The sequence below is a fragment of the Aureimonas populi genome, from assembly GCF_017815515.1.
In the GTDB taxonomy this organism is placed as follows: domain Bacteria; phylum Pseudomonadota; class Alphaproteobacteria; order Rhizobiales; family Rhizobiaceae; genus Aureimonas; species Aureimonas populi.
Map to the genome: position 1 here is coordinate 2,947,472 of NZ_CP072611.1, position 20,434 is coordinate 2,967,905.

Below are 20,434 nucleotides of genomic sequence, written 5' to 3' on the forward strand. Positions count from 1 at the left end.
TGCGATTGCGGCTATCAGAGCGCCGTCGTCGAGCGCTTCGCCGCGCCGACGAGAGGCCGCTTTAGCTCAGTTGGTAGAGCATCGCATTCGTAATGCGGAGGTCGTCAGTTCGAGTCTGACAAGCGGCACCATTCGTCATCTCCCCGCATCCTTCCAAATATTCGGCCGGCAACGCCGTGCCAGCATCTGGACATGGCCGCAGGCCGATCCAAATCATCCCGGCGCCGCGCCCCTGCGTGGGGCGGCGCTGGATGAGAAGGAATGCAAGATGGCTACGATCAGGGAACGCTTGAAACTGCGGTTCGGGCTGCCTTTGTCTCCCTCGGCCGACGACATCGCCGACTGGGAAGATCGAATCCGGCTTCACGTGGCGAGCGGGATGCAGCCTAATGGTTTCGTCAAGCTGCATTCTTGAAGTTTGGGCTGAACGGCGTCCTTGTTTGGAGGATGGCCCAGACGACATTTACGCGCCGCCGTGCGAGGGCGATGACGGCTTGGTTGTGGCGTTTTCCCTCGGTTCTCTTTCGGTCGTAGAAGGCGCGGCTTTCCGGGTCTGCGAGAGCGTTGAAAGCGGACTGGAAGAAGACGCGTTTGAGGGTTTTGTCGCCTCCGGTGGATCGTCGGACGGTTCTGGATTTCCCGGACTGGCGCAGGACGGGAGTGAGCCCGGCGGCGGCTGCGAGTGCATCGGCGGAACGGAATCGGGTGGCCGAGCCGACGCAGGCGATGAAGTCTGCCGTGAGCACGGCCCCCATCCCCGGCAGGCTGCGGATGAGGGCCGCATCAGGGTGGCAATCGAGAAGGAGCTCAAGATCGGCATCGATGCGGTCGCGCTGCGCACGGGCGGCCAGCGCCTCGGTGGCGAGGTCCCTGACCAGTCTGGCGCGGGTTTGGGCGCCGGGCACGTCGATGGCCTGCGCCTTGGCCAGGGTGACGGCCTCTTCGGCCATGGCGTCAGCGCCCCGCATGCGCGGATAGGCTTTCGTGAGCTGGCGTGCGAGGCGTTCGGGCTTGGCGTCGCGCAGCTCGTGCGGAGCGGCGAACAGGCTCAGGAAGACGAGGCCGGCCTTGGTCCTCACGTCGATGCGCCGCTCCAGCGCCGGAAAGAGCGAGGAAGTAAGGTCGCGCAAACGCGCGAGACGTCTGGTCTGATCGACGACGACCTCGCGACGTCGGCCGACGAGCAGACGGATGTCGACGTTGATCTCGGTTTCGACCTCCACCGGCCGCAGGTCCATGCGGGTTCGCGCCAGATCGGCGATGGTCGCGGCGTCACGGGGATCGGACTTGTTCTCGCCGCCGCGTGTTCCCTGCCGGGCTCGGTTGACCGCAAGGCCGGGCGTGTGAACAACCCGGAAGCCCGCTTCGGCCAGCATTGCACAGAGCAGAGTGGCGCAGCCGCCGAGCAGGTCGAGCGCGACCGTGACGCTTGCGGCATCCGGCGCGGACAGTTCGCTGATCAACGCCTCGATGCCTTCCGGGTCGTTCCTGACAGCATGGCTGAAGATGGCCTTTGCGTCCGAGCTGATAGCGCAGGCCCAATGGATGTCCTTGGCGGCGTCGATACCGACGTAAAGGTGCATGCTTTCCTCCCTGATGCGTCCTCCTTTGAGCGGCAACCTTCCCACGCCGTCCTCGCCCTACACAGCGATCAATCGCAGAGCCTAATCAGCGGTCGGGTCAGGTGTGGAGACCGGGCGGTTCTGCCTCCCGAGCCATCGAGGGCGGCCAGCATGATAGCCATACCCGGTCCCCTGCCTTCCGACATCTTCGGTCATAAGAACCGCGCCGAAAAGGCAGATGTCGAAATGCACTTCATTGGTAGGGCCGCATGAGCGCGCGGCCGACCATGCGGCGAGTGAGGTTTTCACCGGCTACGGCCTGAACCCCTTCGCCGGCGAGATCGACCTCTACCCGCTGCTGCCGCTCGATGTGGTGCAGGTGTGGACGGCGGGAATCGCCCCTAAACCGCAGCCTTCCAGCGCCGCAGCCTGATCGCGACGCGGATGAACGAAGCCCGGCCGCTCCGCGTGCCGGGCTTTCACGTACCTGGCGCGACAGCCCCCGGCGCGGCAGGCTCCACCGACCTGTTGTGCACCCAGCCCGAGGGGCAGGAACCGCGATAGGAGGCACGGCGCGCCACCGGCTCGGCCACACCGCAGTCGCCCTCCCCGTAGATCACCCCAACAAAGGTTCCGTTGCGGTCGCAGACGCGCACGATGTCGCCCACATTCAGCCGCTCCAGCACCTGAAACGTGCCGGTGGGGCCGGAGCGCACATCGACGCGCCCTTCTTGCGACTGCGTCTCGCCGATCACGCCCAGTTCCGCGCAGGCCGGCAGATCGACGTCGCCGCCAACCCGAACCGGCACTGCCGGGGCGGCGACGGCCTCAAAGGCAAGCCCGGTCGCCAGAAGCACCGGGACCGTCCATCGCATCGCCTGCCCAAAAATAATCATCCGTCATCCGCATCGATATCACCATTCCCAGATAGGGAGCGCGCCCCCGCAAAGGCAAGCGGCAGGATGGGCAAGGGTGGAACCTGCCCGCCGCCATGCGCATATCGGGTAGAGCAACGACGGAGCGAGCGACATGCACAATGACGAGAAGAACATGATTCAGGGCCTTTTCGGCCGCCTCCGCGAGGCCGAGAAGACCGCGCCCCCACGCGACCAGGAAGCGGAAAGCTTCATTCGCGACAGCGTGGCCGCGCAGCCCGGTGCGCCTTACTACATGGCGCAAACCATTATCGTGCAGGAACAGGCGCTGGAGGCCGCGCGCCAGAGGATCGAGGAGCTGGAGGGCCAGACACAGCGCTCCTCCGGCGGTCTTCTGGGCGGCCTGTTCGGCGGCGGCCAGCCGCAGCCCCGTGCCCGTTCGGCGGGCGTGCCCTCCGTCTCGCGCGGCGCGGCGGCGCAGGGCGACGTGCCCGCCGGGTCGCCCTGGAACAGCGCCGCGCGCAATGCCAGCCCCGCGCAACGCGGCGGAGGCGGCGGCTTTCTGGCCGGCGCCGCGCAAACCGCCGTGGGCGTTGCCGGCGGCATGATGCTGGGTTCCATGCTGGGCGGGCTGTTCTCCGGCGGGGACGAAGCGGTCGCCGCCGAGATGGAGCCCGATCTCGACCCCGGCATGGATGAGGCCGGGATGGAGGATGCGGGGATGGACGAAGGGTTCGGCGACTTCGAGCTCTAGCCTTTCGCGGAAGGCAGGCGGACGTGGTGCTCGATCTCGTCCAGACGGGCGAGCACCACGTCGGCGCCCAGCTCCTCGGCGCTGTGGCGGGAATAGCCCCCGGCCAGCACCAGGACGGGCATCCCCGCCGCCCTGGCGGCCCCAACGTCATATTCCGAATCGCCCACCAGAAGCACGTCGGTCGGCTCGAGGCCGAGCCGCTGACAGGCCAGGATCAGAAGGTCCGGCGCCGGTTTCTTGGGCGGCCCGGCGTCCCCTCCGACAACGACTTCCATCAGTTCGGTGAAGCCGAAATGGTCGAGGATCAGCATGGTCTCGGCCAGCGGCTTGTTGGTCACGACGCCGAGGCGGAAACCCTTCTCATGAAGCGCGCGCGTGGCCCCGCTGGCACCGGGGTTCATCGTCGTCAGCTCGGTGGCGCGCGGCGTGTAGATCTTGCGGAAGCGATCGACGATCCGGTCGCGGGTCGCCGGGTCCAGCGGCTTGTCGAGCGCCTCGTAGGCGCGCTCGATGGTGGTCGGCAGCCCCTTCCCCACCATCCTGGCCACGGCGTCGAGCGTGAAGGGCGGCTCGCCCAGGCTCTCGAGCGTCTGGTTCAGCGCGGCATGGATGTCGGGAATCGAATCGACCAGCGTCCCGTCGAGATCGAACAGGATGGCCGAAACGGCATAAGGCGCGCTCACGAAGCGGCCTCCATGAGCGACAGAGTGATCCAACGTGCGGTGAGCGCGGGCTTGGCGGTGTTCTCGATCTCGACGCTCGCCTCCCAGGTGGACTGGACGCTGACGGCGCGCTCAGCGAGGCCGACGAGCCGGAAGCGCCCTCGCACGCGCGTCCCGGTTCGGACGGGAGCGAGGAAGCGGACGGCCTCGAAGCCGTAATTCACCCCCATGCGCGCGCCCTCGGCAAAGGGCATGGCGTCGTAGGCGAAGGTCGAAAGCAGGGAGAGCGAGAGGAAGCCGTGGGCGATGGTGCCGCCGAACGGCCCTTCCGCCTTGGCGCGCTCGGGGTCGACATGGATGAACTGATGGTCGAGCGTGGCATCCGCGAAGCGGTCGATCATCTCCTGGTCGACCGTGACCCAGCTCGAGACGAAGGGCTCGCCGTCGAGATAGGACCGATAGGTCTCCAGCGGCACGAGCCGCCTGCGCATGGCCGATTCCATTTCGCTGGACACTGCCGGGCTTCCTTTCCCTTTCGAGATCACGCCCCGTCTATGCGCCCATGGCGGCGCGAATGAAACCTCCGCATGGCCGCTTTGCCGGCGCCTTTGCACTGCGGCGCTGGGCTGTGCGACGATCTGGCCCATATAGCGGGCCACGGCCCGTTGGGTTCAGGAGAAACGAACAGGATTGGAAAGAGCGCATGTGCGGTATCTGCGGTGAGATTCGCTTCGATGGACGGCCGGCTTCGCCCGAACGGATCGAGCGAATGGGCAACTGCCTTGCCCGCCGCGGACCGGATGGCGCGGGCCAGGTGGTGCGCGGCAACATGGGCCTGGGCCACCGCCGGCTGAAGATCATCGACCTGTCGGAGAAGGCGCAGCAGCCGATGGTGGATGCCGATCTCGGCCTCACCCTCGCCTTCAACGGCTGCATCTACAACTACCCCGAGCTGCGCGAGGAGCTGATCGGCAAGGGCTACCGGTTCTTTTCCCATGGCGATACCGAAGTGATCGCCAAGGCCTACCACGCCTGGGGCAAGGACTGTGTCCAGCGTTTCAAGGGCATGTTCGCCTTCGCCATCCACGAGCGTGATACCGGCCGCGTGATGCTGGCGCGCGACCGCTTCGGCATCAAGCCGCTCTATATCTCGCACACGCCCGAGCGCCTCTATCTCGCCTCCTCGCTGCAATCCATCGTCAAGACGGGCGACGTCGATACCTCCATCGACCGCGAGGCGCTGCATCATTACATGAGCTTCCACGCGGTCGTGCCGGCCCCGCTGACCATCCTGAAGGGCGTGCGCAAGCTGCCGCCCGCCACGGTGCGCATGGTCGAGCCGGATGGCAGCTTCACGGACGAGGTGTTCTGGCAGCCGCATTTCGGCCCCCGGCCGGGCGACGAGGCGCTTTCCGCCGATGACTGGCGCGATGCGGTGCTGGAATCGCTGCGCGCCGCCGTGGCGCGGCGCATGGTGGCGGACGTTCCGGTGGGCGTGCTGCTCTCCGGCGGGGTGGATTCCTCCCTTATCGTCGGCCTCCTGGCAGAGGCGGGCCAGACAGGGCTCGGCACTTTCTCCATCGGCTTCGAGGATGCCAATGGCGAGGTCGGCAACGAGTTCGAGTATTCGGACCTCATCGCGAGGCACTACGGCACGAACCACCACAAGATCTTCGTGCCGGGCTCCGAGCTGATGGAGAACCTGCCGGGGGCCATCGCCGCCATGTCCGAGCCGATGGTCTCCTACGACAATATAGGCTTCTACCTCCTCTCGCGCGAGGTCTCCAAACATATCAAGGTGGTGCAGTCCGGCCAGGGCGCGGACGAGGTGTTCGGCGGCTACCACTGGTATCCGCCCATGGCCGGCGCCGCCGACCCGCTGGCGGCGTACTCGCGCGCCTTCTTCGACCGCGACCAGGCAACGCGGCACCGCCACCTCTCGCCGGAATGGCATTTGGCAGAGGATGTCAGCCTTGACCTCGTACGGCGGCATTTCGCCATGGAAGGCGCGGACGATCCGGTCAACAAGGCGCTTCGCCTCGACAGCCAGATCATGCTGGTGGACGATCCGGTCAAGCGGGTCGACAACATGACGATGGCATGGGGTCTCGAGGCGCGCGTGCCGTTCCTGGACCACGAACTGGCTGAGCTTGCAGCCCGCGTGCCGACGGCCGAGAAGCTGAAGCAGGGTGGCAAGGGCGTGCTGAAGGAGGCGGCCCGGCTCGTCATTCCATCGGAGGTCATCGACCGCAAGAAGGGCTATTTCCCGGTCCCGCAGCTCAAGTATATCTCGGGCCCCTATCTCGATATGGTCCGCGATACGCTAGGCTCGCAGGCGGCGCGCGAGCGCTCCCTCTTCCGGGACGACTATCTGCAGACGCTGTTCGCCGACCCCACCTCGCACATCACGCCCCTTCAGGGCTCCGAGCTGTGGCAGGTCGCGCTTCTGGAAATGTGGCTTCAGGCGCAGGAGCTCTAGAGGATGGCAGAGGCGAGAAACAGGAATGGCTACGGCCACCGGCTCAAGCGTATGCGCAGCTACGGCTCCAAGCCGCCCATCGGCGCCCAGCGCGACGAGGCCGCCTTCTCGGCCAACGCCTCAGTGGACTGCGGCTGGGGGCGCCTGATCTTCGGGCAAACCTTCGCGGAACCCGCGCCGCTGGTGGAATGCATCGAGCGCGAGGGGCCGGACAGGCGGGACATCGCCTTCTATATCCGCGATCCGCACGTGCTTCTCGGCCATGCGCCGCAGGAGCTGTTCCTCGACCCATCGCACACCTACCGGCTCGATCTTTCCACCTATCGGCCGAGCCGCCGCCGCCCGCGCGGCTTCTTTATCCGCCGCCTTTCCTCCATCTCCGATGCCATCGAGGTGAACCGCATCTACCAGAGCCGGAAGATGGTGCAGGTGGACCCGAACTTCTTCTGGTCGAACAGGGACAACAGGGCCCTCACCTATTTCGTGGCCGAGGATGAGACGACGGGCGCGATCCTGGGCACCGTGACCGGCGTCCATCATGGCCGCGTCTTCGAGGACAGCGAGAACGGTTCGTCCCTATGGTGCCTGGCCATCGACCCGCAGACCCCGCATCCAGCCGTGGGCGAGGCGCTGGTGCGCCGGCTGGCCGAGCATTTCCAGGCGCGGGGCTGCGCCACCATGGATCTCTCGGTGATGCACGACAACGAGCAGGCCATCGCCCTCTACGACCGCCTCGGTTTCTATCGCGTGCCCTTCTTCGCCGTGAAGCGGCGCAACCAGATCAACGAGCGCCTGTTCACCGGCAGCGCCGGGGATGACGAGGCGCTGAACCCCTATGCGCGCATCATCGTGGACGAGGCGCGCCGGCGCGGCATCCAGGTGGATATTCTCGATGCGCCGGGCGGGTTCTTCCGCCTCACCTATGGCGGGCGCTCCGTGCGGTGCCGAGAAAGTCTTTCGGAGATGACGTCGGCCGTCGCCATGTCCATCTGCGACGACAAGAGCGCCACGCGCCGCCTTGTCTCTCAAGCGGGCGTCGCGGTGCCCGAGCAGATCGTGGCGGGCGACGACGATGAGCTGTCCGGCTTTCTGGAGCGCCACAAATCCATCGTCGTCAAGCCGGCGCGTGGCGAGCAGGGGCGCGGCATCGCCGTGGGCGTCGAGACGCTCGACCATGCCAGGAAGGCGATCGCCGTGGCGCGCGAGCAATGCGAGCGCGTGCTGGTGGAATCCTGCTTCGAGGGCTTCGACCTTCGCGTCGTCGTCATCGGCTTCAAGCTCGTCGCCGCCGCGATCCGCAAGCCGCCGGAGATCACGGGCGATGGCAAGACGCCCATCGTCAAGCTGATCGAGAATCTCTCGCGCCGCCGTGCCGGCGCCACGGGCGGCGAAAGCCGCATTCCCATGGACGGCGAAACCGAGCGCGCCGTGCAGGCCGGCGGCTATGCGATGGAGGATATCCTGCCCGCCGGCGAGACGCTGACCGTCCGTCGCACGGCCAATCTCCACACCGGCGGCACGATCCACGACGTGACGGGAATGGTTCATCCCCGGCTTGTGGAGGCGGCCATCGCGGCGACGCGCGCCATCGACATTCCCGTCTGCGGCGTCGATCTGATGATCAAGGACCCGCGTGAGCCGGACTATGTCTTCATCGAGGCCAACGAACGCCCCGGCCTGGCCAATCACGAGCCGCAGCCGACGGCGGAGCGTTTCGTCGACCTCCTCTTCCCCATGTCGATGCCCGCCTCCGCACGGGCCGTGCGCAACCGGGCACAGCCGCTCTCCTGACGGCCTCGCCTTCATCTTTCGCCTTCTTTACATGTCAGGCGACATCAGCATCGGCGCCCATGGCGGCGCTTCGACCATCAGGAGCATTTCCGTGCCCCGGCTCTCCATCGACAGCCATTACCTCACCGACCAGCTCAAGGCGCTGCTGAGGATCCCGAGCCCCACCGGCTACACCGATACGGTGGTGCGGCACGTCACGCAGGAGCTTCAGCGCCTCGGCCTGGAGGTGGAGCTCACGCGCCGCGGCGCGATCCGCGCCGTTCGCCAAGGCAGCCGGCGCGCTTCCGCGCGCGCCATCGTCGGCCATGTCGATACGCTGGGCGCGCAGGTGAAGAACCTCAAGGCCAACGGCCGGCTGGAGCTTGTGCCCATTGGCCACTGGTCCGCCCGCTTCGCGGAAGGCGCCCGCTCCACGATCTTCTCCGAGAAGGGCTCCTATCGCGGCACCATCCTGCCTCTGAAGGCGTCCGGCCATACCTTCAACGAGGAGGTGGACACCGCCCCCGTCGGCTGGCCGCATGTGGAGCTGCGCGTGGATGCGCTTTCGCGCGACAGGGAGGAGCTGGGCCGGCTGGGCATCGAGGTGGGGGACACGGTCGCCATCGACCCGCAGCCGGAATTCCTCGACAACGGCTACATCGTCTCCCGCCATCTGGACGACAAGGCGGGCGTGGCCGTGATGCTGGCGGCCATCGAGGCGCTGGAACGCGAGAAGACCGTGACTCCGGTGGACATGCACTGGCTTTTCACCATCGCCGAGGAGGTGGGCGTCGGCGCGGCTTCCATCCTCACCCCCGACATCGCCTCGATGATCGCCATCGACAACGGCACGACCGCGCCGGGGCAGAACTCGTCCGAATTCGGCGTCACCATCGCCATGGCCGACCAGACCGGCCCGTTCGACTACCATCTCACCAAGAAGCTCGTGCGCCTCTGCCAGGAGGAGGATATCCGCTACCAGAAGGATGTTTTCCGCTACTACCGGTCGGATTCGGCTTCGGCGCTGGAGGCGGGCCACGACGTGCGCACCGCGCTCATCACCTTCGGGGTGGACGCCTCGCACGGCTGGGAGCGCATCCACATCCACGCGCTTCGCTCGCTGGCCGAATTGGTGACGGCCTATGCCACCGCGCCCGTGGAGATCACGCGCGACCGCAACGTTCACGCCGGAATAGAGGGCTTCACCCGCCAGCCTCTGGCCGAGGCGGCGCAGGAGCTGGCCGAGGATTCCGAACCAGCCGAGTAAGGCTAGAGCGCGCCCTCCACGCGGCGGGGGTGGGTGAAGATCTCGAACTCGTCGCCGCGCACCACGGCGACGAGCGTGACGCCCGCCCCCTCGGCCGCGCGGATGGCGAGCGCCGTCGGCGCCGAGACGGCGGCGATCAGCGATACGCCCATGACGGCGGCCTTCTGGATCAGCTCCACCGAAACCCGGCTGGTGATCGTCAGGAACCCCTGCGCGGGATCGACGCCCGCCTCGGCGAGGTGCCCGGCCACCTTGTCCAGCGCGTTATGGCGGCCGACATCCTCGCGCGTGACGACATGGCCGCCCTCGGCATCGTGGAACGCGGCGGCATGGACAGCGCGGGTCCGCGCGCCCAGCGTCTGCCGGCCGGACATCTCGTCCATGGCGCGGACGATGCGCTCGGGCGAAAGGGTGGCGCCCTCCCCCACCACCGGCAGATCGCGGCTGGCCAGCTCCAGGCTTTCCACGCCGCACAGCCCGCAACCGACCGGCCCGGTCATCTGGCGCCGCCGCGCGACATAGGTCCGCGCCCGCTCCTCGGCCAGCCACAGCCGACAGTCGAGACCCAGTTCGCTCGCCTCCACCTCGATACGTTCCACCTGAGAGAGGTCGTCGACGATCCGCTCGTTGAGCGCAAGGCCGATCGCCAGCTCGCGCACATGGTCGGGCGTCGCCATCATCACGGCATGGGTGGAGCCGTTGACGGAGATGGCGATGGCCGTCTCTTCCGGCACGGCGCGCTCCGATGAGACGAAGCGGCCCTGGCGAAAGGCGAGCGGAGTCTGAAGAAGGCTCGTATCCTGGCTCATGGCGCTCCCGCTCGGCCGTGATTCGGCATCAGGCCCGGCGCCAGAACTGGCGGATCGCACGGCGCCCGGCAAGGGTTCAGGGAAACAGCACCATCATCGCCAGCAGCGCCGCGCCACCCAGAAGCGCCACGCCGACCGCATTCACGAAGACAGCAACGAACATCTCGACACGCACCACAAACCTCCCTCATCGAGCCATGAGAGTTATATAGTGCGCCGCGCGTTTCCGTTTGATGTCCGCGCACGGTTTCCACATCGTTTCCGAAGCGGTCGCCCTCGCCCGCCCCGCGTGTTAGAGCCATCGGTGAAGATCGTCGAATGCCGGGGACCGCGATGCCTTCCTTTGCCGTTCTGGCCAGCGAGACCCCGGAGGCAAGCGCGGCCGCCGAACGTCTGTGCCGGCGCTACGGATGCCGGTCCGCCGACGACGCGGACATCGTCGTCGCGCTGGGCGGCGACGGCTTCATGCTGAACATCCTTCATCGCTTCATGAACAGCGGCAAGCCGATCTACGGCATGAACAAGGGCACTGTCGGCTTCCTCATGAACCATTATCGCGAGGAGGACCTGCCCGAGCGTCTCGAGCGGGCGAGCCGAAGCGAAATCCATCCGTTGGCCATGCAGGCCATCGACGCGGACGGTGCTGTGCACGACGCGCTGGCGATCAACGAGGTGGCGCTCTTTCGCCAGTCCTATCAGGTGACACGGCTGAGGATTTCCATCGACGGCAAGGTTCGCCTGGACGATCTGGCGGGCGACGGCGTGATGGTGGCCACGCCCACCGGGTCCACGGCCTATAATCTCTCGGCGCAGGGGCCGATCATCCCCATAGACGCGCCGCTTCTGGCGCTCACGCCCGTCAGCCCCGCCCGCCCGCGGCGCTGGCGCGGCGCGCTTCTGCGCAACCGCCAGACGGTGGAGTTCGAGGTGCTCGAGCCCGAGAAACGCCCGGTCAACGCGGTGGCCGATCATACGGAGGTGAAGTCCGTGCGCCATGTGACGGTGCGCATGGCGACCGACGCGAACAGCGTCATCCTTTTCGATCCCGATCACTCCTGGGACGACCGGATCCTCGCCGAACAGTTCCGCTATTAGGCCGCCAGCGCCGGGCGCGGGGTGAGCGAGCGGAGAGCACCGCGAGCCGAGAGGCGGGCGAGGAGCGCGCGGATTTCCTCCAGCGGCTCATCGCGCGGATCGGCGGGCAGGCTTTCCATCACGCGGGCCATGACGTAGTCGAACCCCTCCTCCGCGCTTCTGTCCACCCGGCCCAGCAGGACTGCCTTCCACGCTTGGATGGCGGACAGGAGCAGCGGAACGACAGGCTGCGCCACGCCGGCCGAGGCGCAAAGCGCCTTGAAGGCATGCGCCTTGGCGTCCACCAGAAGCGCGCGCACCCTTCGAAAGGTGAGGCGCGCCAGCGCCGCCAGCGAGGCCGCGAAAAGGTCGATACGCCCTTCGCAGGCCGTTCGCAGGAGAAAGGCCGTGCTGATCTGTCCAGTGGTGCGCAGGTGATCCACGAAGCGCGCCATGCCCGGCGTGTCGAGATCGTCGGCAATCTGCCCGATCCCTTCGGCGCAGGCTTCCGCGAGGACGCGCTGCGCGCGCGCCTCGCCGAGGGCGTTGCGCACGAGGTCCGCCGTGCCGAGCGCCGAGGCCGTCTGCAACAGGAGGGTCTGGCGAAGTTCCGCCGGCAGGTCCCGCCGCTGCAGAAGCCGCTCGCGCATGGCGCCGTCCGAACCGTGATTCTCCACGATGCGGCGAAGGCTTGCGGGTGCGATGGTCGCGGCGTCGTTGGCCAGAAGTTCGAGGCAGGGGGTGCGCCCGCCGACCTCGGCCAGCGCCGCCGCCACCCGTAGGGGCACGCGCGGACGCCGCGCGATGGCACACTGGACACGCGGCGTGCCCGTCGCGGCAAGGTCGATCAGATCATCCTCGGTCAGGGCGAGCGAATGGGCGACGATGCTCGTGGCGACCGTATCGATATCCTCGGCCAGGACGCGCGCCAGACGGCGCGGCGCGCCGGGCTCATGCGCCAGGCGCTCGGCCAGGACGGCGCGAACCTTGGGTGAGGGATCGTCCGCCAGCGCCAGCAACGCCTCCTGCGCCTCGCGGGTTTCGGCCGGCGTCAGGCCGGTGTCCAGAAGCGCGTCGAGGATGCGGCGCGCGGCTTCGCACTTCTGTGCGCTCGTTGCCGCGCCGCGCCATGTCGCCAGTTCCCGCATCGCTCGCTCTCGCCCCATCGTCCTTGTGGACCATGATCGCAGGCAAGATTTAACGAAGGATTTACCATGCGCGGCGGGCGTTCAGGCTTTGGGCCGCACCATCTGGAAGACGGATTTCGTCACCGCAAAATCGAGATAGCCGAGGCGCGAGAGCGGGGCCGCGAGCGCCATGTCGATCCGCCCCTCACGCAGAATCCGCTCGTCTATATGGATGCCCACCACCTCACCGATCACGACGAGCGACGAGGACGCGCCCCCTCCGAGGCGCCTGGGCACGAAATGCTCGGTGACGCGGCATTCCAGCGCCGCCGGCGATTCGGCCACGCGGGGCGCGGCCACCAGCCGGCACCCGGCCATGGTCAGCCCGGCCGTATCGAATTCGCTGACGCCGCGCGGCAGCGGGGCCGAGCTTCGGTTCATCGTCTCGGCCAGCGCTTCTGTCGCAAGATTGGCGACGAACTCGCCGCTTTCGATGGCAAAGCTCGCCGAATCCTTCGCCCCGCCGGAGGAGGCGAACATCACGAGCTTGGGATCGTCCGAAATCGCGTTGAAGAAGGAATAGGGCGCGAGATTCACGGCCCCGTCCCTTGCCCGCGTCGAGATCCAGCCAATCGGGCGGGGCGCCACGATAGCCTTGAACGGGTCGTGGGAAAGGCCGTGGTCGTTGGTTGCCGTTTCGTAGAACATGGATCAGACCTTTCCGGGCGCCTGCGCTTCGCTCACCACATCGGCCAGCGCGGGCCGGGGGCGCTCGCTCGGCGGCTCGCTGGGCGTTCCGATATAGATGAAGCCGGCGATCTTCTCTTCCGGCGAGACGCCAAGCAGCGCCTTGGCGTCCTCGTCGTAGGACACCCACTCGGTGATCCAGTTCGCTGCATACCCGTGGGCGTGGACGGCATGGATGAGGTTCATCGTCACCGCGCCGGCGGAAAGCACCTGCTCCCATTCGGGAATCTTCACGTGCGGGCCGGCGGTGGACACGACGGCGACGACCAGCGGCGCGCGGATGAAGCGATTCTCCTCGAAAGCGCGCCTGGCCTCGCTGAGCGGCCCCTCGCGGCGCTCGGCAAGGCCCGCGACCGCGCGGCCGAGCGCCGCGGCGGGCTCGCCCCGGATGAGGATGAAGCGCCAAGGCGCGAGCTTGCCGTGGTCGGGCACGCGAACGGCCAGCGACAGGATGCGGGCCAGCTCGTCACCCTCGGGAGCGGGCGCGGCGAGCGCCGGAATGGGGATGGAACGCCGGGTTGCCAGATGGTCCTGTACGCTCGTCATGCCCGCTTCCTTCCGCATCCGTTTCGCGGGCAAGAGCTAGCGGCTCGCGGAGCCGATGCCAAGCGCCCGAATGCCCCTCCCTCTCGCCTGGAACGAACGCGACGTCTTGAAAAGGACCCAGATATCCGGTTCAACGCATCGGCGCATCAGCGGCGATCGTGGGGGACATATCTGGCTTTGCAAGCGCTCCGCCTTTCTCATTTTCCGGCCGTCCTCTGCCTGTCCGCCTGCGCCTTCGCGCTGCCGGCGCTCGCCCAGCAGGGTGGCGGTGGGCCCGGCGGCGGCCCGAGGGATGGTGATGACGGACCGGGCGTCTACGCCTCCCCCTCCGCCATTCCAGACGGCAATGGCGAGCGTTTCGGCATTCCCCAGTCGCTCCGGCGCACCACGCTTGCGCCCATCGCGCTGCCGGAAGGCACCGGCAATCCGCTGCAGGCCCCGTCCTTCCCGGCGCTGCCGGACTTTGCGGTGCCGATGCTGCCCTCGCCCGAGCTGCTTCGCAGCAGTGAGGCGCTGGTGCTCAGGGCGCGGCTGGATGAGGAGGGCGAGGATATTCCCGACGGGCTCGTCTGGCGCATCTTCTCGCAGGAACGCAACCGGGAGGGCCAGCTCCAGCTCGTCGGCGTGTTCAAGGGCGGCGAGGCCGCTTTCGACGTGCCGCCCGGTTCCTATTTCCTCCATGTCGGCTACGGCCGCGCGGGCGTGACGCGCAAGATCGAGTTCTCCGGCCGGCGCACGGAGGAGACGGTGGTGCTGGATGCCGGCGGCCTTCGGCTGAACGCCTCGGCAACGGCCGGTTCGGACGAGCCCATCCAGTCCGAAAAGCTGACTTTCGACATCTACCGCGAGGAAACGCCGGGTGCGGGGCGCAGCCTCGTCGCCACGGGCGTGCCGGCGAATGTGGTGGTGCGCCTGAATTCGGGCACCTATCAGGTGGTGTCGAACTATGGCGCGGTGAACGCCGTGGTGCGCGCCGACATTCGCGTCGAACCCAACCGCATCACCGACGCCCTCCTCCAGCACCGCGCGGCCGAGCTGACGATGAAGCTGGTGCGCGAGGAAGGTGGAGAGGCCATTGCCGATACCGCATGGTCCATCGCCTCCGCGCAGGGCGATATCGTGCGCGAAAGCGTCGGGGCGTTCTCTTCGGTGATCCTGGCGGAGGGTGATTATCTGGTGGTCGCCAAGAACCGCGACCGCATCTACCAGCGCGAGCTGAGGGTGGAAGCCGGCAACAACGCCGAGATCGAGGTTCTCGTTTCCGAAGCGCAGCCGGCGGTGCCGGGCGAAGGCTCGGGCGACTGATCGAACGCCCGAGCCCTCCTGCCCCTACCGGGCCCGCTTGCGCTTCAGGTCCGGCGGCACGGCCTCGTCCGAAAGCGCGGCGACGGCCTCGGCCAGCGAAAGCGCCTGCCCGTCGCGTGAGCCGAGCCGGCGGATGTTGACCGTGCGCTCTTCCGCCTCGCGCTTGCCGCAGACGAGGATGACCGGAACCTTGGCCAGCGAGTGCTCGCGGACCTTGTAGTTGATCTTCTCGTTGCGAAGGTCGGTCTCCACATGCAGCCCCGCGCTTTTCAGCTCGGCAGCCACCTCGCGGGCATAATCGTCCGCGTCCGAGGTGATCGTGGCCACCACAACCTGCACCGGCGCGAACCACAGCGGCATGTGCCCGGCATAGTTCTCGATCAGGATGCCGAGAAAGCGCTCCATCGAGCCGCAGATGGCGCGGTGGATCATCACCGGCACCTTCTTCTCGCTATGGGCGTCGATGTAGAAGGCCCCGAAGCGTTCGGGCAGGTTGAAGTCCACCTGCGTCGTGCCGCATTGCCACTCGCGGCCGATGGCGTCGCGCAGCGTGTACTCGAACTTCGGCCCGTAAAAAGCGCCCTCGCCCGGATTGATGCCGGTCTTGATGCGCCCGCCAGATTCCGATTCGATCCGCTCCAGAACGCGCGTCATCACCTGCTCGGCATTGTCCCAGAGCTCGTCGGAACCGACGCGCTTCTCCGGCCGCGTCGAAAGCTTGACGACGATCTCCTCGAAGCCGAAGTCGCGATAGACCGAGAGGATCAGGTCGTTGATCCGCATGCACTCGCCGGCCATCTGCTCCTCGGTGCAGAAGACATGCGCATCGTCCTGCGTGAAGCCGCGCACGCGCATGAGGCCGTGCAGAGCTCCCGAGGGCTCGTAGCGATGAACATTGCCGAATTCGGCATATTTTATCGGTAGATCACGGTAGCTCTTCAAGCCATGCTTGAAGATCTGGACATGGCCGGGGCAGTTCATCGGCTTCAGGGCGAAGACACGGTCGTCCTCGATCGTCTCGTCCGCCATCGTCACCTGGAACATGGCATCGCGATACCAGTTCCAGTGGCCGGAGGTCTCCCACAGGGACTTGTCGAGAACCTGCGGCGCGTTGACCTCGTCGTAGCCCTGCTCCGCCAGTTGCCGGCGCATGTAGGAGACGAGGGTCTGGAACATGCGCCAGCCGCCCGCGTGCCAGAAGACGACGCCCGGGCCCTCCTCCTGGAAATGGAAAAGGTCCATCTCCCGGCCGAGGCGCCGATGGTCGCGCTTTTCCGCTTCCTCCAGCATATGTAGATAGGCTTTGAGCTGCTCCGCGCTGGCCCAGGCCGTGCCGTAGATGCGCGTCAGCATCGCGTTGTCGGAATTGCCCCGCCAATAGGCGCCGGCCACCTTCATCAGCTTGAAGTTCTCGCCGACCTGCCCCGTGGAGGCCATGTGCGGGCCACGACAGAGATCGAACCATTCGCCCTGGCTGTAGATCTTGACGTCCTGATCCTCGGGAATGGCGTCGAGAAGCTCCACCTTGTAGGCTTCGCCCTTGCTCTCGAAGACCGAGCGCGCCTTGTCGCGGCTCCAGACCTCCTTCTTGAAGGGGGCGTTGCGGCGGATGATCTCGGCCATCTTCTTCTCGATGACCGGCAGATCCTCGGGCGTGAAGGGCGTGTCGCGCGCGAAATCATAGTAGAAGCCGTTCTCGATCACCGGGCCGATCGTCACCTGCGTGCCGGGCCACAGTTCCTGCACCGCCTCGGCCATGACATGGGCCGCGTCGTGGCGGATCAGCTCCAACGCACGCGGGTCTTCGCGCGTCACGATCTCCAGCGCGCCCGAGCGGCCGACGGGGTCGGAAAGATCGCGCAACTCGCCGTCGAGCGCGTAGGCCACGGCCTTCTTGGCCAGCGACTTCGAAATGCCTGCCGCGATCTCGGCCCCCGTGGCCGTGGGCTCGTACTGGCGGACGGAATTGTCGGGGAAACTAAGGTCGATCATCGTTTGTCCTTTCCGCTCACCCCCGCCTACGATCGCGGGAAAGCTTGTCGATCGAGAGAAGCGCCGAACGGGCGCGCACGGGGTTCTAGCACCTCCGATCCGTCGCGCAAGACGCCGCCCTCAGGCGGGCGGAACGGGATCGTGCCCCGGCTTGCCGAAGGGGCCGCAACGCGCGACACGGCGCGCGGCCAGCCAGCCGCCGCGCCACAGGCCGTGGCGGGCGAGCGCCTCGTAGGCATATTCCGAGCAGGTCGGCACATGCCGGCAATGGCCGCCTACGAGAGACGAGAAGGTGAGCTGGTAGAGCCGCACGAGGCCGACGCCCAGAAGCCGGCCCGGCGTTTTGCGCCAGGGGCCGGCATAGTTGCGGCCAGGGCGGCTCAAGCCGCCTCGCTGGCCTGGCGCCGCTCGATCTGTTCGAGCGCGTCCACCACCGCGTCGAATGTCAGCATGGTGGAGGCGTGGCGGGCCCTGTAGTCGCGCACCGGCTCCAGGAACTTCAGCTCCGCAAAGCGCCCCTCGGGCGCCGGGCCGTTTTCCTTCAGCATCGCCAGCATCTGCGCGCGCACCTCGCGAAGCTCCTGCACCCCGGCGCCGACGACATGCGCGGCCATGATGGAGGACGATGCCTGGCCGAGGGCACAGGCGCGTACCTCGTGGGCGAAATCGACCACGCGGCCTTCCTCCACCTTCAAGTCCACCGTCACGGTCGAGCCGCAGAGCTTGGAGTGCGCGGTGGCACTCGCGTCGGGCGCGGCCAGCCGCCCGATCCGCGGAATATTGCCGGCCAGATCGAGGATACGGGTGTTGTAGACGTCGTCGATCATGCGCGCTCGCTTCCCTTCCGCCGCGCGGCTCCCTACAAAGCGCGCACTCGCGCGGATATATAGGAAACCGGAGAGGCGCCCGAAAGCGGCGACTTTCCCGAAAGCGTGCGAGCCGGAAAGGCCGAAGATGACCGCGACCGTCGCGACATATCCCCTGAAGACCGGCGCCGGCGAGCGCCCCAGCCGCGCGGAGGCCGAGGCCGCCGTCGCAACGCTCCTGCGCTGGGCGGGCGCCGACCCTGCGCGCGAGGGCTTGCGAGATACGCCGGCGCGCGTGGCCAAGGCCTATGAGGAGATGTTCTCCGGCTACGCCACGGACACCGAAGCGCTGCTCACCCGCACCTTCGAGGAGGTCGCCGGCTACGACGATATCGTGCTGGTGAAGGATATCGAGTTCACCTCCCATTGCGAGCACCACATGGTGCCCTTTCTCGGCCGGGCGCATGTCGCCTATCTGCCGGCCGGGCGCGTCTTGGGCCTTTCCAAGATCGCCCGCGTGGTGGATGCCTTCTCCCGCCGGCTACAGACCCAGGAGGCGCTGACGCAGGAGATCGCAAATCTCCTCCAGCGCGTCCTCGCCCCCCGGGGCGTGGCCGTGATGATGGAGGCGGAGCATCTGTGCATGTCGATGCGCGGTGTCAGAAAGCGCGGCGCGAGCACGGTGACGACCAGCTATCTGGGCCTGTTCCGCGAGGACCGGGCCGAGCGCGAGCGTTTCCACGCGCTGGTGTCCCGCCCGTGACCGGCGCGCTCTTCGCCCCGCCCTCGCCCGTGAAGTCGGAGGTCGACGAGACCTCGCGCCTCACGCCGCGCTTCGACGCCGCCGGCCTCGTCACCGCCATCGTGACGGACTGGCACGGCGGCGAGCTCCTGATGGTGGCGCACATGAACGCCGAGGCGCTGGACCGCACCATCGCCACGCGCACCGCCCATTACTACAGCCGCTCGCGCGCCACCTTGTGGAAGAAGGGCGAGACCTCCGGCGCGCTCCAGCATGTGCGCGAGCTGCGCGTGGATTGCGACCAGGACGCCGTATGGCTGAAGGTGGAGGTCGAGCGCCCGCAGGATACCTGTCACACGCACCGGCCGACCTGCTTCTATCGCTGCGTCGATCTGAACGATGGCCGCAGCCTCGTCACGGATGTGCCGCAGGCGGATCGTAAGGCGGGCGGCTGAGCCGCCCGGCGTGAAGGCGGCGGAAAGGACCCTTCGGGGATGCTGAGCAAGAAGCCCTCCACTTCCCTCCTGCCTTCGGCCGAGGCGAGCCCGCAGCCCGCCAGCCACCGGGGCATCGCGCTGGCGCTGGGCGGCGGAGCGGCGCGGGGCTGGGCCCATATCGGCGTCCTGCGCGCGCTGGATGAAGCGGACGTGCGCATCTCCATGATCGCCGGCACCTCCATCGGCGCCCTGGTCGGCGGCTGCTACCTCGCGGGCCGGCTGGACGAGTTGGAGGAATTCGCGCTTTCGCTCACCCGTCGCGGGCTTCTCCGCTTCCTCGACTTCTCCATGAGCGGCGCGGGCCTCTTGGGCGGCATGCGCCTGAACCGGCGCCTTATGGGGGCGCTGAAGGACACGCAGATCGAGGAACTCGGGCGCCCGCTCGTCTGCGTCTCGACGGATGCGCGCAGCGGCCACGAGGTCTGGCTGAACGCGGGCTCGCTGGTGCTGGCCATGCGCGCCTCCTATGCGCTTCCCGGCGTGTTCCTGCCGGTGGAGTGCGGGGGCCGCCGGCTGATGGACGGCGCGCTGGTGAACCCGGTTCCCGTCTCGGTCTGCCGCGCGCATGAGGAGCCGCTGGTCGTGGCGGTGAACCTGAACTACGATCTCTTCGGCCGCGCGGCCGTGGTGCGGATGCGCGCGAGCGAGGCGGACCAGCCGGGCGGAGCCCTTCCGGGCGACAGGGAAACGGCGGTTCTGGCCTCCACGCCGGAGGAGCGGCGCGAGAAGGTTGGCATCGCGCGCGCGATGGTGGATGCCTTCAACATCATCCAGGCGCGCACCACGCGCTCGCGCCTCGCGGGCGACCCGCCGGACATCTCCATCCTGCCGCCCATCCGCGATATCGGCCTCTCGGAATTCCACCGCGCCCGCGAGGCCATCGACCTCGGCTACAGCGAGGCCCGGCGCCATCTCTCCGAGATCGACCGGCTCAGCCGAAGCCTCGCCGCGCGCTGAGCCTCGTTCAGCCGGCGTGGATATAGGTTCGAAGCTCCTCCGCCTCGCGCTCCACATCCTCGATCCGGCGCTTGACCGCGTCGCCGATGGAGATGATGCCGACCAGCCGGTCCTCGTCGCAGATCGGCAGGTGCCGGAAGCGGCCGCGCGTCATGGCCTCCATCGCCTCGTTCAGCGTCATTTCCTCCCGCCCCGTCACCACGTCGCGCGTCATCACCTCCGAAACGGTCTTGGACAGTCCTTCCGCCCCATGGGATACGACCAGCCGCACGACATCGCGCTCGGAAAGGATGCCGGCCAGCCGGCCCCCTTCCTCGATGATCGGCAAGGCGCCGATCTTGCGCTCGCACAGCATCCGGGCCGCGTCCGCCACGCTGGCGGAGGGCAGCACCGTCAGGATGTCTCGCCCCTTGGCATTGAGTATGTGCCGGATCGTCATTGATCGCCTCCCGAACGAAATCCG

General features: G+C 67.5%; 22 protein-coding genes, 1 tRNA gene and 1 pseudogene. 12 read left to right on the forward strand and 12 right to left on the reverse strand.

What is annotated here, in order from left to right:
* The first annotated feature begins 55 nt into the window (after positions 1-55).
* Both J7654_RS13875 and J7654_RS13880 read left to right on the forward strand, forming a co-directional pair.
* Positions 56-131: transfer RNA gene (locus tag J7654_RS13875), tRNA-Thr, on the forward strand.
* Positions 132-268: 137 nt separating this feature from the next.
* Positions 269-415: a hypothetical protein gene (locus J7654_RS13880; RefSeq protein WP_209736474.1), complete on the forward strand. Its 147-nt coding sequence runs from the start codon at positions 269-271 to the stop codon at positions 413-415.
* Here J7654_RS13880 and J7654_RS13885 read toward each other — a convergent pair.
* Positions 399-1,628 carry an IS110 family RNA-guided transposase gene (locus J7654_RS13885; RefSeq protein ID WP_245195507.1) on the reverse strand — a complete coding sequence of 410 codons (1,230 nt, stop codon included), beginning with the start codon at positions 1,626-1,628 and terminating at the stop codon, positions 399-401. The genes J7654_RS13880 and J7654_RS13885 overlap by 17 nt on opposite strands.
* A 172-nt stretch (positions 1,629-1,800) precedes the next feature.
* On the opposite strand from J7654_RS13885, the gene J7654_RS13890 reads away from it, so the two are divergent.
* Positions 1,801-1,995, forward strand: coding sequence for a hypothetical protein (locus J7654_RS13890; RefSeq protein WP_209736475.1), 195 nt, complete (start codon positions 1,801-1,803; stop codon positions 1,993-1,995).
* A 46-nt stretch (positions 1,996-2,041) separates the two neighbouring features.
* On the opposite strand, the gene J7654_RS13895 is transcribed toward J7654_RS13890, so the two are convergent.
* On the reverse strand, positions 2,042-2,458 hold the full coding sequence (locus J7654_RS13895; protein ID WP_209736476.1) for an SH3 domain-containing protein: 417 nt from the start codon (positions 2,456-2,458) through the stop codon (positions 2,042-2,044).
* 133 nt (positions 2,459-2,591) lie between these two features.
* Between J7654_RS13895 and J7654_RS13900 the strand changes: the two genes are divergently transcribed.
* Complete coding sequence (locus J7654_RS13900; protein WP_209736477.1) at positions 2,592-3,191, forward strand: DUF2076 domain-containing protein; 600 nt, start codon at positions 2,592-2,594, stop codon at positions 3,189-3,191.
* On the opposite strand, the gene gph is transcribed toward J7654_RS13900, so the two are convergent.
* On the reverse strand, positions 3,188-3,874 hold the full coding sequence (gene gph / locus J7654_RS13905; protein WP_209736478.1) for a phosphoglycolate phosphatase: 687 nt from the start codon (positions 3,872-3,874) through the stop codon (positions 3,188-3,190). The genes J7654_RS13900 and gph overlap by 4 nt on opposite strands.
* Positions 3,871-4,344, reverse strand: coding sequence for a MaoC family dehydratase (locus J7654_RS13910; protein ID WP_209740574.1), 474 nt, complete (start codon positions 4,342-4,344; stop codon positions 3,871-3,873). Before J7654_RS13910 ends, gph begins: the two co-directional genes overlap by 4 nt.
* Before the next feature lie 212 nt (positions 4,345-4,556).
* Between J7654_RS13910 and J7654_RS13915 the strand changes: the two genes are divergently transcribed.
* The 3 genes from J7654_RS13915 to J7654_RS13925 all read left to right on the forward strand — a co-directional run bounded on the left by J7654_RS13915 (position 4,557) and on the right by J7654_RS13925 (position 9,369).
* A complete protein-coding gene (locus J7654_RS13915; RefSeq protein WP_209736479.1) occupies positions 4,557-6,332 on the forward strand; it encodes an N-acetylglutaminylglutamine amidotransferase in 1,776 nt (591 codons plus the stop codon).
* A 3-nt stretch (positions 6,333-6,335) separates the two neighbouring features.
* Positions 6,336-8,123: an N-acetylglutaminylglutamine synthetase gene (gene ngg, locus J7654_RS13920; protein WP_209736480.1), complete on the forward strand. Its 1,788-nt coding sequence runs from the start codon at positions 6,336-6,338 to the stop codon at positions 8,121-8,123.
* Between the two features lie 91 nt (positions 8,124-8,214).
* Positions 8,215-9,369 (forward strand): osmoprotectant NAGGN system M42 family peptidase, encoded by a 1,155-nt coding sequence (locus J7654_RS13925; protein WP_377946518.1) that lies wholly within the window; start codon positions 8,215-8,217, stop codon positions 9,367-9,369.
* Positions 9,370-9,371: 2 nt separating this feature from the next.
* On the opposite strand, the gene fdhD is transcribed toward J7654_RS13925, so the two are convergent.
* Positions 9,372-10,178 carry a formate dehydrogenase accessory sulfurtransferase FdhD gene (gene fdhD, locus J7654_RS13930; protein WP_209736481.1) on the reverse strand — a complete coding sequence of 269 codons (807 nt, stop codon included), beginning with the start codon at positions 10,176-10,178 and terminating at the stop codon, positions 9,372-9,374.
* A 333-nt stretch (positions 10,179-10,511) separates the two neighbouring features.
* Between fdhD and J7654_RS13935 the strand changes: the two genes are divergently transcribed.
* Complete coding sequence (locus J7654_RS13935) at positions 10,512-11,273, forward strand: NAD kinase (RefSeq protein WP_342451371.1); 762 nt, start codon at positions 10,512-10,514, stop codon at positions 11,271-11,273.
* Here J7654_RS13935 and J7654_RS13940 read toward each other — a convergent pair.
* From J7654_RS13940 to J7654_RS13950, 3 genes are all read right to left on the reverse strand, one after another.
* The gene (locus J7654_RS13940) at positions 11,270-12,400 is read right to left on the reverse strand and encodes a DUF2336 domain-containing protein (protein WP_209736483.1); all 1,131 of its coding nucleotides are present in this window, start codon (positions 12,398-12,400) and stop codon (positions 11,270-11,272) included. The two genes, J7654_RS13935 and J7654_RS13940, sit on opposite strands and share 4 nt — an antisense overlap.
* An 81-nt stretch (positions 12,401-12,481) precedes the next feature.
* Positions 12,482-13,087 carry a flavin reductase family protein gene (locus J7654_RS13945; RefSeq protein ID WP_209736484.1) on the reverse strand — a complete coding sequence of 202 codons (606 nt, stop codon included), beginning with the start codon at positions 13,085-13,087 and terminating at the stop codon, positions 12,482-12,484.
* A gap of 3 nt (positions 13,088-13,090) precedes the next feature.
* A complete protein-coding gene (locus J7654_RS13950; RefSeq protein ID WP_209736485.1) occupies positions 13,091-13,672 on the reverse strand; it encodes a nitroreductase family protein in 582 nt (193 codons plus the stop codon).
* A gap of 177 nt (positions 13,673-13,849) precedes the next feature.
* Between J7654_RS13950 and J7654_RS13955 the strand changes: the two genes are divergently transcribed.
* Positions 13,850-14,977, forward strand: coding sequence for a hypothetical protein (locus J7654_RS13955; RefSeq protein WP_245195508.1), 1,128 nt, complete (start codon positions 13,850-13,852; stop codon positions 14,975-14,977).
* A 24-nt stretch (positions 14,978-15,001) separates the two neighbouring features.
* Here the strand turns inward: J7654_RS13955 and thrS are convergent, their stop codons facing one another.
* The 3 genes and pseudogenes from thrS to J7654_RS13970 form a co-directional block, all read right to left on the reverse strand.
* Positions 15,002-16,969, reverse strand: coding sequence for a threonine--tRNA ligase (thrS, locus tag J7654_RS13960; RefSeq protein ID WP_209736486.1), 1,968 nt, complete (start codon positions 16,967-16,969; stop codon positions 15,002-15,004).
* A 129-nt stretch (positions 16,970-17,098) separates the two neighbouring features.
* Positions 17,099-17,413, reverse strand: a pseudogene (gene yidD / locus J7654_RS13965) (membrane protein insertion efficiency factor YidD); the annotation flags it as partial.
* On the reverse strand, positions 17,350-17,796 hold the full coding sequence (locus J7654_RS13970; protein WP_209736488.1) for an iron-sulfur cluster assembly scaffold protein: 447 nt from the start codon (positions 17,794-17,796) through the stop codon (positions 17,350-17,352). The gene J7654_RS13970 and the pseudogene yidD, both read right to left, overlap by 64 nt.
* 127 nt (positions 17,797-17,923) lie before the next feature.
* On the opposite strand from J7654_RS13970, the gene folE reads away from it, so the two are divergent.
* The 3 genes from folE to J7654_RS13985 are packed head-to-tail and all read left to right on the forward strand — an operon-like array spanning position 17,924 to position 19,971.
* A complete protein-coding gene (gene folE / locus J7654_RS13975; protein WP_209736489.1) occupies positions 17,924-18,538 on the forward strand; it encodes a GTP cyclohydrolase I FolE in 615 nt (204 codons plus the stop codon).
* A complete protein-coding gene (gene hisI, locus J7654_RS13980; protein WP_209736490.1) occupies positions 18,535-18,972 on the forward strand; it encodes a phosphoribosyl-AMP cyclohydrolase in 438 nt (145 codons plus the stop codon). Before folE ends, hisI begins: the two co-directional genes overlap by 4 nt.
* A gap of 39 nt (positions 18,973-19,011) precedes the next feature.
* Positions 19,012-19,971, forward strand: coding sequence for a patatin-like phospholipase family protein (locus J7654_RS13985; RefSeq protein WP_209736491.1), 960 nt, complete (start codon positions 19,012-19,014; stop codon positions 19,969-19,971).
* 7 nt (positions 19,972-19,978) lie between these two features.
* Here J7654_RS13985 and J7654_RS13990 read toward each other — a convergent pair whose 3' ends face one another.
* The gene (locus tag J7654_RS13990; protein ID WP_209736492.1) at positions 19,979-20,410 is read right to left on the reverse strand and encodes a CBS domain-containing protein; all 432 of its coding nucleotides are present in this window, start codon (positions 20,408-20,410) and stop codon (positions 19,979-19,981) included.
* Between the last annotated feature and the right edge of the window lie 24 nt (positions 20,411-20,434).